Genomic DNA, 14996 nt, shown 5'->3' on the forward strand with positions numbered 1-14996 from the left:
CAGCGCATGCCGAGCCGCTTCCCGGGATTCGAGCCGCGCGGCGTCATCCCCGCCGTGCTGCTGCCCTTCCATGACGACCTCTCGATCGACGAGGCCGCCTATGCGGCGCATCTGCGCGACGTCGCCGCCGTCCCGGGCCTCAGCGCCATCACCACCAACGCCCATGCCTCCGAGGTCGCCTCCTGCGATCCGGAGGAGCAGGAGCGCGTGCTGGCGCTGACGCTGGAGACGGTGGGCGACCGGCTGCCGGTGGTGAACGGCGTCCATGCCGACGGCACCTTGCAGGCGGCGCAGATCGCCCGGCGCGCCGCGGCTGGCGGCGCCTCGGCCCTGCTGGTCTTCCCGTCCGGCGTGCTCTCGCGCGGCAATGCCGCCCGGCCGGATTGCCTGGCCGACCATGTCCGGCACATCGCCGACGCGACGGACCTGCCGCTCATCCTGTTCCAGTATCCGGCGGTGACCGGCCTGACCTATCCGCTCGACACCCTGGCACGGCTCGCCGAGGAGGTGCCGAGCATCCGCGCCATCAAGGACTGGTGCAACGACCCGGCGCTGGCGGAGCGGCATATCGAGGTGCTGCAGGGGCTGCGCCGGCCGGTGCATGTGCTCTCGACCCACAGCGCCTGGCTCTTCGCCTCGCTCGTCACCGGCGCCGCCGGGCTGCTCTCCGGCTCAGGCAGCGTCATCGCCGATCTGCAGGCGCGGCTGTTCGAGGCGGTGCAGCGCGGCGACATGGCGACGGCGCAGGCGCTGAACGCCCGCATCCGCCCGACCGCCCAGGCCTTCTATGCCGAGCCCTTCTTCGACATGCACAACCGCATGAAGGAGGCGCTGGTGCTGCTCGGCAAGCTGCCGCGCGCGGTGGTGCGGCCGCCGCTGAAGAAACTCGGCCCGGCGGAGATTCGCCGGATCGGCCAGGCCCTGGCAGCGGCCGGGCTGCTGGATGCGGAGCGTCTCGCCGCCGAATAGCGGCGGGATCAGCGCAGGGCGGCGCGGTAGGCCTGCAGCATCTGCGCCCCCTCGGGGCCGGCGCGCTGCACCCACTCGGCGGTCAGTGTCTCGCCGATCCCCTTCAGCTCGCCCATGAGCTGCTCGCTCGGCTGCGGCAGCAGCATCCCCTGAGCACGCAGCCGCTCCGCCTGGGTGACCTCGGCCTGCTTCGCCAGCTCCTTGCCGCGCGTGGCGGCCCGGGCGGCGGCGGCCAGCAACGCCTCCCGGTTCGGCGCATCCAGCGCCTGCAGGGCGCGAGTGTTGGCGAAGACGGCGTTGCGCGTCCGCATGCCGCCGACATTGGTCCAGGCGCGGGTGAACTCCCAGGCAGTGACGTTCACGCCGCTCTGGGCCGAGGTGAACATGGCGGTGATGACGTTGGTGGCGAAGGCCTGGCTGACCTCGGCGAGCTGCACGGTCACCGGCGTCGCCCCCATCAGCTCGGCCATGCGGGCGGTGACGGTGTTGTAGGCGCGGAAGCGACTACCCTTCAGGTCGGCGACGCTGCGGATCTCGGATTTCGCGTAGAAGCCCTGGACATCCCAATGGACGATGTAGAGCAGGGTCAGGCCCTGCCGTTCCAGCCGGGCGCGGATATAGGGCTCGGTCGCCGCGTTCAGCGCCTCCGCCTGCGGCCAGGTCCAGGCGAGGAAGGGCACGCCGTCCACCTCGAAGAAGGGGTCCTCGTTGGCATAGGCCGAGAGCAGGATCTCGCCGAGCTGCACCTGGCCGGTCTGCACGCCGCGCTTGATCTGCGCCATGGGCAGCAGGCTGGCATTGTTGTGCAGCTGCACCTGCATCCGGCCGCCGGTCCCCTGGTCGAGATCGGCGATGAACTGGCGGATGTTCTGGGTGTGGAAATTCTCGGCATAGGGCGTGGCCATGACCCAGCGCGTCTGGGCGAAGGCCGGCGCCATGGGCAGCGCCGTGGGCAGCAGCGCGATCGCCAGCGCCGCGGCGAGGGAGGCAAGGCGCGAACGGGCTCTCCGGGCCCGGGCGGTCCAGCGAGGCATGGTGGTTCGTCTCCCGGCAGGCGGTGGCCGCGCGGCGTGTCTCCCAGACGGAAGGTTCCACGGGTGGCACGCCGCCGCAAGGCTTGCGGCGTGGCGGGCCGCGGCCCGACACTCGCGCCGCCGCGCCGGAGAGCCGCCATGCCCGACACCGCCCCGCAGAGCCCCGCCCGCCTGATCGTGCAGCAGCCGGGGGAGGCGCTCAGCTTCTGGCAGCCGGTGCCGGCCAACGGCTTCGTGCGCTGCCTGCTCGACGGCGCCAGCACCGGCTCCGAGACGCCCTTCGCCTTCGGCACCCAGACCGTCGATCCCGGCTGCCATGTGCGCGAGCACCTGCACGACCAGAACGAGGAGGTCATCTTCGTCATCGCCGGTGAGGGGGAGGCGCATATCGAGGGCGCGGTGCATCCGATGCGGCCCGGCTCCTGCTTCTTCTTCCCGCGCAACCGGGCGCACAGCTTCCACAATACCGGCAGCGGGCCGCTGACCTTCGTCTGGTGCATCATGCCGGGCGGGCTCGAGACCTTCTTCGCCCGCATCGGCCGGGTGCGGGCCGAGGACGAGGCGCCACCGCCGCCCTTCCCGCGGCCGGAGAATGTCCGCCAGATCGAGGCCGAGACCGTCTTCGGCACTCTGCCGCCGGCCAGCTGAGCCGGCGCCGATTTGCAGGCCGCGTGGCATGGGACTATGCCGGCCACGCGGAGCCGCCCGGGAACGGAGCCGCCGCGCGCGGCCGTCGAATGGCCGCAACATGCCCCCGGCGTTTCTCCTTCGCTCTCGCCGGGACAGGCAGATAGCGGGAGGACTCGCCTTGGCCGTGTCGGCTTCGCTGCCGCCGGGCCGGACCCCACGAATTGTCCGGACTCAGCGCATCGCGCTGGCGCTGCTCGTGCTGAGCGGCGTCATCAACTACATCGACCGTGCGACGCTCGCCGTCGCCAACCCGCTGATCCGCGAGGAGCTCGGCCTCTCGGTCGGCGATATGGGGCTGCTGCTCTCCGCCTTCCTTTGGGCCTATGCCTTCTCCCAGCTCCCAGTCGGGGCGCTGGTCGACCGCTTCGGGCCGCGGCGGATGCTCTCGCTCGGGCTCGGCCTCTGGTCCATCGCCCAGGCCGCCGGCGGGCTGGTGCACAGCTTCACCCAATTCTTCGCCGCGCGCATGCTGCTGGGCATCGGCGAGGCGCCGCAATTCCCGACCGCGGCGCGGGTGAGCCGGGACTGGTTCAATGCCCGCGACCGCGGCACCGCGACCGGCATCTGGAACTGCTCCTCGACGCTCGGCACCGCCGTCTCCGTGCCCGTGCTGACCTTCCTGATGCTCTATGTCGGCTGGCGCTGGATGTTCCTCATCGTCGGCCTGGCCGGGGTAGCGGTCGCGGTCATCGCCTATGCCATCTACCGCAACCCCGGCGAGGTCGCGCTGACACCGGAGGAACGGGCGCATCTCACCGAGGGCGACGCGACCGGGGAGACCACGCAGCTCACCCTGGTGGAGTGGCGGCGGCTGTTCACCTTCCGCACCACCTGGGGGATGCTGATCGGCTTCTTCGGCGTCATCTACACCCTCTGGATCTACGCCTCCTGGCTGCCCGCCTATCTGGAAATGGAGCGGCATATCAGCATCCGCGATACCGGCGTGCTGGCCGCCATCCCCTTCGCCTTCGGCGTGGTCGGCAGCCTGCTCGGCGGCCGGCTGACGGATGTGCTGGCGCGCCGCGGCGTCTCGCCGGTCAACAGCCGGAAATGGCCGATGGCGATCTCGCTCGCCGGGGCCGGGCTCTGCACCGCGCTGGCCGCCTGGACGCCGAGCAACAGCCTGGCGATCGCCTTCATCTCGGCGGCGATGTTCCTCGGCTATGTCGCGACCGCGACGGCCTGGGCCATGGTCTCGGTCGTGGCGCCGGCGAACTGCACCGCCTCCCTCGGCGCGATGCAGAATTTCGGCGGCTATCTCGGCGGCGCCCTGGCGCCGACGGCGACCGGCTTCATCGTCGAGGGAAGCGGCAGCTTCGCCCCGGCCCTGCTGGTCGGTGCCAGCCTCGCCGTCTTCTGCGCCGTCGCCTATGCGGTGATCGTCCGCGATCCGATCCCGGCGATCGAGCTCGACCCGACGGTGGCGCCGGCGCCGGCGCAATAGGAACTCCCCGCAAAGCCGCTTCGCGGCTTTGCGGGGCCCCATGCAGTCCCTTCCTGCCCAGGAACCGTCGCAGCCTGCTGCGGCAAAGCCGCAGCAGGGCAACGGGCAGCGAGGGTTTTGATGGGCGCAACAGGGTCAGGCGGCGGTGGGCAGGGCGCGCCCGCCGCCGCTCAATCCGCCAGCAGCTCCGTCACCGCGCGATGCGCCTGGTGGATGGCGCTGTCGGTATAGGCGGCGGCGCCAGCATCGGAATTGGCGATGGCGATGCGGCCGAAGCGGCGGCGCCCGATCTCGTGCGGCGCCTCGCCCGGCGGCCAGGCGGGATCGAAGAGCGGGTTGTACTCATAGGCATAGCCATGCGGCCAGCGGTTCACCGTGATGCCGAGGATGTCGCGCGCCGCCTCGAAGCCGCCGGCGCTTAGCAGGCGCTGCAGCTCGTCGCGCAGGTCCCGCTCGTACTCCTCGAAGGTGGTGGCGAGCATCGCCGCGCGGCCGGCCCGATGCTGGGCGCGCTGGTCGAGGCCCGGCGCGGTCGGCACATGCGAGAGGAAGAGCAGCACCGGCTCCTCCGGCCGGCCGATGCTGTCGTAGCCGCCGATGCGGGTCTTCCAGTCGAGCCAGAGCGCGGTGAAGCGGCTGCCCGGCGCCTGCGCTCGGGCGATGCCGAGCCGCCGGAAGGCCAGCCAGTTCCGCAGCAGCACCGAGACATAGACCAGCGGCACCTTCACCTGGCTGCGCAGCGCCGCCGCCTGCGCCTCGGGCAGGTCGGGGCAGAGATGCGGGATCGTCATCCCCCAGCAGGCCAGGACGCAGCGCGCCGCGACAACGCGGCGGGCCTCGCCATGGCGGAGATAGGTGAGCTCGACCGCATCGCCGGCCTGCCGCACCCGCAGCACCGGGCTTTCGAGCCGCAGGCGCGTGGCGGCCTCCGGCCGGTCCAGCCGCGCGTAATCGGCGCGCGCCAGCACCACATCCTCGACGCTGCCGCCGGGCACCGCCTGCGGGATCAGCGCGCGCACCAGCAGCCGAGCGATGGAGGCGTTGCCGTCCGGGAAATGGAAGCGGGCCGAGCCGCCCTCGGCATAGCCGGCGGCGGTGTAGCCCATGCCCGCCGCCGCGCCCGGCGCCAGGTCGAGCCCCTGGAAGCCGGGAAAGCCGAGGGCCCAGACATCGAGCGCGCTCACCGCATCGGCGCCGACGCCCCATTCGCCATGGCTCATCGCCTGGAAGAAGGGCAGGGTCGCCGCCCCCGCCCCGGCGATCCGGGCCAGATAGTCGTGGTAGCTGGTGCGGGCGAGCAGCGCCTTCTTCCCGGCCGAGGACAGGCCGGGCAGGTAGTCGGTGCGCGCCTCGTGCAGCCGGGCAATGTCCTGCTGCACCGCTGACGGCAGCGGCGAGTCGCGCAGCACCTCGGCCCAGGGCCGGTCGCCGATGCCGGTGAGGAGATGGTCGGCACCGAAGGTCGCATGGTCGAGGAAGACGCCGCGGCCCATGCCCTGGCGCCGCCAGAAGCCCGGATCGGCATGCCGCGCCGCCAGCGCCTCGGGCTCGATGCCGAGCCGCCGCAGCAGCCCCGCTGCCACGGCGCCGTAGGGGCGTGGGCTGTCGATCAGCATGGTCCCGCCATTCATCAGCAGGGTGCGGGTGCCGATGCGGTACTCGTTGCGGCGGGCATGGCCGCCGAAATCGTCGTGGTTGTCGAGGATGAGGATCCGGGCCTCCGGCCTGGCATCGCGCCAGAACAGGGCCGCGGCCAGGCCGCTGATCCCGGCGCCGACCACGACCAGGTCATAGGGCCCTTCGGTGTCGGTGGCGCTGGGCAGCGGCGCGCCGGCGGCCAGCGCATGCATCGCCTCGAAGCTGCCGGGCTGGCTGCCGCGCAGCCCCTGGCGCAGCGGCGGATCGGGCAGCCCGGCCGCCGGTGCCGCGCCGCCCAGCGCCAGTGCCGCCGCGCCCTGCAGCAGGTCCCGCCGGGGGATCGGCCGGTCCATGCCAAGGGCGCGGTCCCGGCTCATCCCTGGCGGTCCGGCCTCCGATCCCGGGGCAGCAGCACTTCAAGCCCGTCCAGCGCCTCGGTGATGCCGATCTGGCAGGACAGGCGCCGCCCCGGCGGCCGCTCGCCGAGCGCATCCTCGATCATGTCGCCCTCGTCGAGCCCCGGCGGGCCGACCCGCTCTCGCCAGGGCTCCGCCACATCCACCATGCAGCTCGCGCAGGCGAGTTGGCCGCCGCAATCCGCCGGCAGATGCGCCACGTTGTGCCGGACGCCGACCAGCATGACGGTCTCGTCCTCGCCCGACTCGAAGCTTTGCCGGCTGCCATCGGGCTGGACGAAGGTGATCCGCGCCATGCCGCTGCTCCCCGTTGCCGGGGCCTCCTCTCGCGCGGCCGGGCTTCCGGCGCAAGCCGGGCCGGTGCAGGCTGGGCGGAACGGAGCAGGGAAGGGAATGGCCATGGCCTATGCGGGGTTCGACCTCACGGGCAAGGTGGCGCTGGTCACCGGCGGCAATGGCGGCATCGGCCTCGGCATGGCGCAGGCCATGGCGGAGGCGGGAGCCGACATCGCCATCTGGGGCACCAACGAGGCGAAGAACGCGGCGGCGCGGACGCAGCTCGAGGCCACTGGCCGGCGGGTGCTGGCGCTGCGCTGCAACGTCGCCGAGGAGGCCGAGGTGGAGGCCGCCTTCGCCGAGACGCTGCGGGTGCTCGGCCGGGTCGATGGCTGCTTCGCCAATGCCGGCGTCTCTGGCGGCCGCAGCGGCCCCTTCGTCGAGCGCACGGTCGAGGAATGGGACCGGGTGCTCGGGGTCAATCTCCGCGGCGCCTTCCTCACCTTCCGCGCCGCGGCGCGGCACATGAAGGCGCGGGCCGAGGCGGGCGACCGGGGCGGCGTGCTCGTCGGCACCGCCTCGCTCGCCGCCATCGAGGGGGCGGCGCGGAACGAGCATTACGGCGCCTCCAAGGGCGGCATGGTCTCGATGATCCGGGCGCTGGCGGTGGAGCTGGCGCGCTACGGCGCGCGGGCCAATGCCATCCTGCCGGGCTGGATCGAGACGGAGATGACGGCCCGGGCGACGGCGGATGCGAAGTTCGCCGGCAATGTCCTACCGCGGGTGCCGATGCGGCGCTGGGGCACGGGTGCCGATTTCGGCGGCATCGCGGTCTATCTGATGAGCGATGCCGCCAGCTTCCATACCGGCGACACGCTGGTCATCGATGGCGGCTACGCGCTGTACTGAGCGCGCGGCAGCAGACCGCAAAGGCAGGAGGACACGCCATGGCCCGTCGCTTCATCGACATCTCCGTGCCGCTGAAGGCCGGGATCCGCTCCGACCCGCCGGAGATGCTGCCGCAGATCGAGTATGTCGATCACCACCAGTCGGCGCCACGCATGGCCGCCTATATGGGGGTGCCGGTCGAGGCGCTGCCGGAGGGTGAATACGCCGCGGTCGAGCGGGTGAACATCAGCACCCATAACGGCACGCACCTCGACGCGCCCTACCACTACTTCTCGCGCATGAATGAGCGGCTGACGCCCGGCGGCGAGCCCTCCTGGCGGATCGACGAGGTGCCGCTCGAATGGTGCTTCAATCCCGGCGTGAAGCTCGACTTCCGGCATTTCGAGGACGGCTACGTGGTGCAGCCGGGCGATGTCGAAGCCGAGCTCCAGCGCATCGGCCACGAATTGCGGCCGCTTGAGATCGTCGTCGTCAACACCCGCGCCGGGTCGCGCTACGGCGAGGAGGACTACATCGATTCCGGCTGCGGCATGGGCAAGGCGGCAACGCTCTGGCTGCTCGAGCACGGCATCCGCCTGGTCGGCACCGATGGCTGGTCCTGGGACGCGCCCTTCAGCCATACCCGCCGCCGGGTGCAGGAGACGGGCGATGCCTCGCTCATCTGGGAGGGCCACCGGGCCGGGCGGGAGATCGGCTATTCGCATCTCGAGAAGCTGCACAACCTGGAGGCCCTGCCGCCCGACGGCTTCCAGGTGGTCTGCTTCCCGGTGAAGGTGCATCGCGGCTCGGCCGGCTGGACCCGGGCGGTCGCGATCATCGACGACTGATCGCCGGGGGACCGATCGGCGGCTGGTCGGCCGGCCTGCCTGTGCCGCGCAGTCCGGCTCACACCTCGGAGAAGAGGCGGCGGAGCACCGGGATCGCGTCCTGCACCAGGGTCCGGTCGGCGGGGTCGAGGCGGTCGAGGCCGGTATGCAGGCGGGCGAAGAGGGCGGTGCGGACCGCCTCCGTCATCTCCTGGCCCTGCTCGGTCAGGACGAGCTGCATGCGCCGCCGCGACATCGGATGCCGGCTGCGCAGCACATAGCCCTCCGCCGCCAGCTTCACGAGCATGACGGAGGCGGTCGGCAGCCGGACGCCGAGATAGTTCGCCACCTCGGAAAGCGAGGCGCCGGGCGCGATGAGCAGGTAGTTCAGGATGCGGAACTGCGGTGGCGTCAGCTTTCCGTCGGGAATGACGCGCACCGCCTCGGTCGCGATGATGCGGTTCGCCATCATCATCATGGCGAGCAACGCCGGTGGCAGGGCCTCGCGGGCCGGGCCGCCGTCGATGGCGTCGTCCGGAGCGAGGATCGGGAGGCTCGGCGCTGTCGGTCCGGCGCCCTGGACGTGTGTTAGTTGCATGGCGTTCATAATATCAATCGCAATCAGATTTTCGGCAAGCGAAACGAGTTGCTTCCGGACAGAAAAATTTCCCGCCCTCAGCCCTGATCCCCATGGCGAAAGGGCCTCGGCGCCGATGCCGCCGGAGAGGGCCCGCCTGCTAGACGATGATCCGCTCGCTCAGGGTCGCGGATCATGGTCCAGGGCGTTGTTTGATCGCGTGGATCACGCTGTTCGGTGAGGCCACCTCAAGCGATCACGCTCTAGGCGAAGCCGGCTGGCACGGAAGCTGCCACGCGATCCGCCGCGGCGCCTGGCGCCGGCCGCCAGCCAGCGGCAGCCTATTCCGATGCAGTAAGAAGGAGCAGACGCCATGCCGGAGATCGATACCGAGCGCTTCCTGCGGGACCTGCAGGAATTGCGGCAGATCGGCGCTTACAAGACCGGCGTGCACCGGCCGACCTATTCACCGCAGGACATGGAGAGCCGGCGCTGGCTGATGGACCGCATGGCCGAGATCGGCCTCGAGCCCAGCATCGACGGCATCGGCAATGTCTATGGCCGGCATCGCGGGCCGGGGCCGCATCTGCTGGCCGGTAGCCACATCGAATCACAGAATGAGGCCGGCTGGCTCGACGGCGCGCTCGGCGTGGTCGCCGGCCTCGCCCTCGCGCGCGCCGGCCTGCCCATCGATGTCGCCGCCTTCGCCGATGAGGAGGGGCATTTCGAGGGCGGCTTCCTCGGCAGCAAGTCCCTGATCGGCCTGCTCTCGGAGGAGGAGATCGACCGCAGCCGCAACCGCACGGACGGCACGCCGCTGCGCGAGGCGCTGGCCGCGGCGGGCCTTGCCGGCAAGCCGCGCCTGCAGCTCGAGCCCGGCCGCCACAAGGGCTTCTTCGAGATGCATATCGAGCAGGGCACCCAGCTCGAAGGCGCCGGGCTGCAGGCCGGCGTGGTTACCGGCATCGTCGCCATCTGGCAGTGGCGCATCCTGATCGAGGGCATGCAGGACCATGCCGGCGGCACCACCATGGCGGAGCGGCGCGATGCCGGCCTCGCCGCGGTGCGGCTGTTGGCGATGATCGACCGGGAATTCCCCAAAGTCTGCGGCGAGCGCAGCACCTGGACGACCGGGCGGATCGCCCTCGATCCCGGCGCCCCCTCCATCATCCCGGGCGGGGCGGACATCCTCTTCCAGTTCCGCGACATCGACCTGGCGGTGCTGGAGCGGATGGAGGCCTGCCTGCGCGCCTGCGTGCAGGAGAGCAACCGGCGCGAGCGCACCCGGGCGCAGCTGATCAGCGTCAGCAAGTCGATGCCCGCGCCCTGCGACCCGGCGATGATGGCGGCGCTCGACGCCGCGGCGGAGGCGATCGCCCCCGGCAAGTGGCAGCGCATGCCGAGCGGCGCCGGGCACGACGCGCAGTACATCGCCCGCGTCATGCCGGTCGCCATGCTCTTCACCCCCTCGATCGGCGGCATCAGCCATCACTGGGCCGAGGATACGAAGGAGGAGGATCTCGCCCTCTGCATGCGCATCCTCGGGGAGGGCGCGGCCCGCTACCTCGCGGGCTGAGAGGTGCCGCTGCCCGGTCGGCGCGTCACGGCGCCGCGTCGGGCGGCGGCATCAGCGAGACATGCGCGGCGACGATGCGCCAGCCTTCCGGGAAGCGCACCCATGTCTGGCTCTGCCGCCCGCACCGGCCGCCGCGCAGGAACTCGGTATTGGCGGTGGCGAAGTCGCGGCCGTAAGTGGTGATCACCGTGTTCTCCAGCGTCCGTTCCAGCCCCACCGGCGAGCGGGCAGCGCGGAAGGCGGCGATCCGCTCCCAGCCGAGCAGGTTCTCGTTCGGGCCGTAGCGCAGGGTCCGCGCATCCTTGCGGAAGAGGTCCTGCAGCACCGCGACGTCATTGCCGACCAGCGCCGCCTCATAGGCGGCGAAGGCGGCCCGGACCTCGGCCAGCACCTCCGGGATATCGACCTCCATCACCCGTCCTTTCGCATTTGCAGATGGGCGCGCCAGCCGCCCGTGGCGGAGATGTCCGGCGCGCCGATGATGCCGGCGGCCTCGCAGAGGAAGCCGAGCGGCGTCGAGCCGTCCTCCAGCGTCACCCGGCCGAAGCCGAGCGGTGCCGGGATCTCGGCGAGGAAGGGCCCGATCCCCGCTGCCGGCAGCGCCCAGAGCTCGCCCGTGACGGCCATCCCGCCCTCCGCGACGCGGACCATGCCAGGCCGGTTGCCGAGGTCGTGCAGCCGGTAGAGCGGCGCGGTGCGGGCGGCGCGGAGGAAGCGCCCGCCATGCCCGCGGAGCTGCGGGTTCAACGGCAGGCCTGCCATATGGGCGCCGATCGCCAGCAGCGGCAGCTCGCCGGGCGCGAGCGGCGGCGGCCTGGGCGGCGGCGGGACTGGCGCTGCGGAGGCGCCGAGCCCGACCCCGGCCGCGGCATGCAGCACCGCACCGAGCCCGCCGAGGCCCGCCTCGGCGAAGGCCGGGCCGGCCAGGGTCACGCCCGCCGGCCGGCCATCGGCGCGGAAGCCGGCGGGCACCGCCAGGGCGCTGAGGTCGCAGATATTGACGAAATTGGTGTAGGTGCCGAGCCGGCTATTGGCCGCGACCGGCTCGGCCGCCAGGGCGGCGAGGTCCGGCAGGCCGGGCGCCGTCGGCAGCAGCAGGATATCGACCCTGGCGAAGAGCTCGCGCGCCAGGCGGCGGGCCTCGGCGGCGGCGTGGAAATCCTCCCAGGCCTCGATGGTCCGCTTCTCGAGCCCGGCGGCGAGGATGCCGCGGGTGACCGGGTGCAGCGCTTCCGGCCGCTGCTCCACCATCTCGCGCAGCGCGGCGGTGCGCTCGGCCACCCAGGCGCCGTCATAGAGACGTCGCGCGATGGCGAGCAGGGGCGCGATATCGACCCGCAGCAGCGTCCCATCCAGCGCCGCCCGCGCCAGCGACGCCTCATAGAGCGCCGCATCCTCCGGGCTGTCGAAGACGAGTTGCTCCGGCCACGGCGCCGCCAAGCGCCAGGCGGGCTGTGGCGCCGGCCGGGCCTGCCAGTGCGGCGGGGCCGGGCGGGAATAGCGATCCCCGGGCGCCGGGCCGGCGATCACCTCCAGCACCGCCGCCGCATCGGCGACCGTCAGGGCGAAGACCGAGACGCAGTCGAGTGAGCGGCAGGCCGGCACCACCCCCTGGGTCGGCACCAGGCCGAGGCTCGGCTTCAGCCCGACGATGTTGTTCGCCATCGCCGGCACCCGGCCGGAGCCCGCGGTGTCGGTGCCGAGGGAGAAGGCGGCAATGCCCGCGGCGACCGCGGTCGCCGAGCCGGAGGAGGAGCCGCCCGGGATGCAGTCCGGCGCCACCGGGTTGCGCGGCGTGCCGAAGGGGCTGCGGGTCCCGTTCAGCCCGGTGGCGAACTGGTCGAGATTGGTCTTGCCGAGCAGCACGGCGCCGGCGGCGAGCAGCCGGGCGACGGCCGGCGCATCCGCGGCCGGGACATGGGCGTAGGCCGGGCAGGCGGCGGTGGTCGGCAGGCCTGCAACGTCGATATTGTCCTTCACCACGAAGGGCACGCCGTAGAGCGGCCGGCCGCGCGGCCCCTCGGCGGCGAGGGCGGCGGTGCGGGCCCGCACCGCCTCGGGCGGCACCGTGGCAAGGAAGAGCGCCGGATCGGCCCAGGCGGCGATGCGGGCGAGCGCCGCCTCCGCCACGGCGACCGGGCTGCCGCCCGCGGCGTGGAAGCCGGCGAGGGCCGGCAGGGTGAAGACCTCCGGCGCGGTCATGCGGCCTGCCGCAGCAGGTTGGCCGCGGCCCGCAGCAGGAGGCCGTTGGACGCGCGCAGGGCATCGAGGATGCGGAAATGATCGGCGCCGGGGACGGGGATCAGCGGGCTCGGGCAGCCCGCCTCCTCACGCGCCGCATGGAAGTCGCGCGATTGCCGCTGCAGCTCCGGCAGCTCGGCCGTGCCATAGGCGATGCCGAGCGGCTTCGGCACCATGGGCCGGCGCAGGGGCGAGAGGGTGTCGATCTCCGCCGCGGTCAGCCGCACCTTGTCGTTCAGCACCGTGTCGCGGATCGGCGCCAGCTCGAAGATGCCGGAGATGGCGAGGCCGGCGGCGACGGCCGGGTGATCGAGGCAGGCGGCGGCGAGATGCCCGCCCGCCGACCAGCCGGAGAGCAGCACCGGGCCGGCGATGCCATGGCCCGGCCCCTCGGCGCGCAGCCAGTCGAGCGCGGCGCGGATCTCGCCCGTGATCCGGGTGAGCGAGGCCTCCGGCGCCAGGGTGTAGCCCGGCAGCGCCACCGACCAGCCCGTGGCCAACGCTCCCTCGGCCAACGCGGCGAAATCCTCGCGCCGGTTGCGCTGCCAGTAGCCGCCATGGACGAAGACCAGGCAGGGCGCGCCGGGATCGGCGGCGGGGAAGAGGTCCCAGCGCGTCCGTTCGCCCGCGGCATAGAGCAGGTCGAGGGTGCCGCCATGGCTGGCGCGCAGCGGCGCAGAGGCCGCCACGCGCGCGGCGATCAGCGCCGCGCTGTCAGCGACGGCGCGGGTGTTGTCATAGGCGGCGTCGCGCTCCGCCTGGGTCGCCCTCGCCCAAAAGCCGGGCAGGCCGGTCTGCGTCATGCTGCCTCCACGGCGCGGGCGCGCCGGATCAATGCTGGCTGCCGAGCAGCGCGGCGAGGTGCCGGCGCAGGGCGTTGAACTCCACCCCGGTCGGGTCGCGCGGCCGCGGCAGCGGGACCCGCTCATCGGCGACGATGCGGCCCGGCCCGGGGGACATCACCACCACCCGGTCGGCGAGCAGGATCGCCTCCTCGATGGCATGGGTGACGAAGATGATGGTCAGCCCGGCGCTCTCCCAGATCTGCAGCAATTCCTGCTGCAGGTTCTCGCGCGTCATGGCGTCGAGCGCGCCGAAGGGCTCGTCCATCAGCACCACCTCGGCCTGGTTCGCCAGCACCCGGGCGATCGCCACCCGCTGCTTCATGCCGCCCGAGAGCTGGTGCGGATAGGCATCGGCGAAGCGGGTGAGGCCGACCATCTCGAGGAAGCGCGCGGCGGTCGCCGCCACCTCGGCGCGCGGCCGGCCGCGCGCCGCCGGCCCGAAGCCGATATTCTGCCGCACGGTGAGCCAGGGGAAGAGGCCGTAATCCTGAAAGACCATGCCGCGATCCGGCCCCGGCCCCGCGACATGGCGCCCGGCCATGAGCAGCGTGCCCTCGCTGGCGGTCTCGAAGCCGGCGATCATGCGCAGCAGCGTCGACTTGCCGCAGCCCGAGGGGCCGATGAGGCAGACGAACTGGCCCTTCGGGATGCGCAGCGTCGCCCCGGAGAGGGCGGTGATCGTCTCCGCTCCGAAGGCGAAGCGCTTGCCGACACCCTGGATGTCGAGGATCGGCACCGCCGCCGTGGCGGGCTGCACCGGCAGCGCGGCCAGGTCATCCATGTTGCGGGCTCCAGCGCAGGAGGCGGCGGCCGAGGGCCTGGATCAGCCGGTCGGAAAGGAAGCCGAGCAGGCCGATCGTGATCATGCCGCTGATGACGATCTCGGTGCGGGAGAGCTGCCGCGCCTCCATGATGATGGCGCCGAGCCCGGTCTGCACGCCGGTCATCTCGCCGACCACGATCACCACCCAGGCGAATCCGAGGCCGAGGCGCAGCCCGGTGAAGATCGAGGGCAGGCTGGCCGGCAGCACCACCTTCCAGAAGGTGGCCTGGCGCGAGACGCCGAGCATCGCCGCCGCCTCGAACAGCCGCGCCTCGACGCTCTGCACCCCGAAGACCGTGTTCAGCAGGATCGGGTAGAAGGCGCCAAGGAAGACCAGGAAGAAGGCGCTGCGCGGGCCGATGCCGAAGACGATCATGGCGAGCGGCAGCCAGGCCGTCACCGGGATCGGCCGCAGGATCTGCAGGCTGGGGTCGAGCAGGTCGCGCGCCACCGCGACGCGGCCGATCAGCATGCCGAGCGGCAGCGCCACCAGCGCCGCGAGGGCGAAGCCGCCATAGACCCGGCCAAGGCTGGCGAGGGTGTGGTCGAGCAGGGTCGCGGAATAGAGGTCGTCCCAGACCCCGCCGAAGGCGAGGTCCCACCATTGCACCGCAACATCCCAGGGCGGCGGGACGAGGCTGTAGGGCCGGCCCGCCGTCGCCAGGTGCCAGGCGAGCAGGCCGAGCACCGGCGCGGCGAGCGCCAGCAGCGCCTGGCGCGAGGCGAGGCCGCGGCCGAGGGCGGCGGCCATG

15 protein-coding genes are annotated in these 14996 nt (G+C 72.4%); 6 read left to right on the plus strand and 9 right to left on the minus strand.

Translation table 11 applies throughout. The features are described 5' to 3' along the window. Positions 1-6 precede the first annotated feature (6 nt). The gene (locus tag HJG45_RS23275) at positions 7-969 is read left to right on the plus strand and encodes a dihydrodipicolinate synthase family protein (RefSeq protein WP_171615588.1); all 963 of its coding nucleotides are present in this window, start codon (positions 7-9) and stop codon (positions 967-969) included. Positions 970-977: 8 nt separating this feature from the next. Here HJG45_RS23275 and HJG45_RS23280 read toward each other — a convergent pair whose 3' ends face one another. Further along, positions 978-2003: a TRAP transporter substrate-binding protein gene (locus HJG45_RS23280; RefSeq protein ID WP_171615590.1), complete on the minus strand. Its 1026-nt coding sequence runs from the start codon at positions 2001-2003 to the stop codon at positions 978-980. A 138-nt stretch (positions 2004-2141) separates the two neighbouring features. Between HJG45_RS23280 and HJG45_RS23285 the strand changes: the two genes are divergently transcribed. Together HJG45_RS23285 and HJG45_RS23290 are read left to right on the plus strand one after the other, a co-directional pair. Beyond that, positions 2142-2651, plus strand: a complete 510-nt coding sequence (locus HJG45_RS23285; RefSeq protein ID WP_171615592.1) for a cupin domain-containing protein — start codon at positions 2142-2144, stop codon at positions 2649-2651. A 166-nt stretch (positions 2652-2817) separates the two neighbouring features. Then, positions 2818-4137 (plus strand): MFS transporter, encoded by a 1320-nt coding sequence (locus tag HJG45_RS23290; RefSeq protein WP_368040663.1) that lies wholly within the window; start codon positions 2818-2820, stop codon positions 4135-4137. Positions 4138-4307: 170 nt separating this feature from the next. Here HJG45_RS23290 and HJG45_RS23295 read toward each other — a convergent pair whose 3' ends face one another. Then, entirely contained in the window at positions 4308-6152 is a 1845-nt protein-coding gene (locus tag HJG45_RS23295) for an NAD(P)/FAD-dependent oxidoreductase (RefSeq protein ID WP_171615596.1), read from the minus strand. Next, positions 6149-6487, minus strand: coding sequence for a 2Fe-2S iron-sulfur cluster-binding protein (locus HJG45_RS23300; protein ID WP_171615598.1), 339 nt, complete (start codon positions 6485-6487; stop codon positions 6149-6151). The genes HJG45_RS23295 and HJG45_RS23300 overlap by 4 nt, the downstream gene beginning before the upstream one ends. 103 nt (positions 6488-6590) lie before the next feature. On the opposite strand from HJG45_RS23300, the gene HJG45_RS23305 reads away from it, so the two are divergent. Beyond that, positions 6591-7376 (plus strand): SDR family NAD(P)-dependent oxidoreductase, encoded by a 786-nt coding sequence (locus HJG45_RS23305; RefSeq protein ID WP_171615600.1) that lies wholly within the window; start codon positions 6591-6593, stop codon positions 7374-7376. A 38-nt stretch (positions 7377-7414) separates the two neighbouring features. Then, positions 7415-8203: a cyclase family protein gene (locus HJG45_RS23310; protein WP_171615602.1), complete on the plus strand. Its 789-nt coding sequence runs from the start codon at positions 7415-7417 to the stop codon at positions 8201-8203. Positions 8204-8261: 58 nt separating this feature from the next. Here HJG45_RS23310 and HJG45_RS23315 read toward each other — a convergent pair whose 3' ends face one another. After that, positions 8262-8780, minus strand: a complete 519-nt coding sequence (locus HJG45_RS23315; RefSeq protein ID WP_171615604.1) for a MarR family winged helix-turn-helix transcriptional regulator — start codon at positions 8778-8780, stop codon at positions 8262-8264. A gap of 352 nt (positions 8781-9132) precedes the next feature. On the opposite strand from HJG45_RS23315, the gene HJG45_RS23320 reads away from it, so the two are divergent. Further along, on the plus strand, positions 9133-10335 hold the full coding sequence (locus HJG45_RS23320) for a Zn-dependent hydrolase (protein ID WP_171615606.1): 1203 nt from the start codon (positions 9133-9135) through the stop codon (positions 10333-10335). A gap of 25 nt (positions 10336-10360) precedes the next feature. Here the strand turns inward: HJG45_RS23320 and hpxZ are convergent, their stop codons facing one another. From hpxZ to HJG45_RS23345, 5 genes are read right to left on the minus strand one after another with little or no spacing between them, the layout of a single operon-like run. Continuing rightward, positions 10361-10747, minus strand: a complete 387-nt coding sequence (gene hpxZ / locus HJG45_RS23325; RefSeq protein ID WP_171615608.1) for an oxalurate catabolism protein HpxZ — start codon at positions 10745-10747, stop codon at positions 10361-10363. After that, on the minus strand, positions 10747-12537 hold the full coding sequence (gene atzF, locus HJG45_RS23330; protein ID WP_171615610.1) for an allophanate hydrolase: 1791 nt from the start codon (positions 12535-12537) through the stop codon (positions 10747-10749). The genes hpxZ and atzF overlap by 1 nt, the downstream gene beginning before the upstream one ends. Beyond that, complete coding sequence (locus HJG45_RS23335) at positions 12534-13379, minus strand: alpha/beta hydrolase (RefSeq protein ID WP_171615612.1); 846 nt, start codon at positions 13377-13379, stop codon at positions 12534-12536. Before HJG45_RS23335 ends, atzF begins: the two co-directional genes overlap by 4 nt. 28 nt (positions 13380-13407) lie before the next feature. After that, complete coding sequence (locus HJG45_RS23340; RefSeq protein WP_171615614.1) at positions 13408-14202, minus strand: ABC transporter ATP-binding protein; 795 nt, start codon at positions 14200-14202, stop codon at positions 13408-13410. Continuing rightward, the gene (locus tag HJG45_RS23345) at positions 14195-14995 is read right to left on the minus strand and encodes an ABC transporter permease (RefSeq protein WP_171615616.1); all 801 of its coding nucleotides are present in this window, start codon (positions 14993-14995) and stop codon (positions 14195-14197) included. Before HJG45_RS23345 ends, HJG45_RS23340 begins: the two co-directional genes overlap by 8 nt. Position 14996 lies beyond the last annotated feature (1 nt).

It is taken from the genome of Roseicella sp. DB1501 (genome assembly GCF_013112485.1).
Taxonomy (GTDB): Bacteria; Pseudomonadota; Alphaproteobacteria; order Acetobacterales; family Acetobacteraceae; genus Paracraurococcus.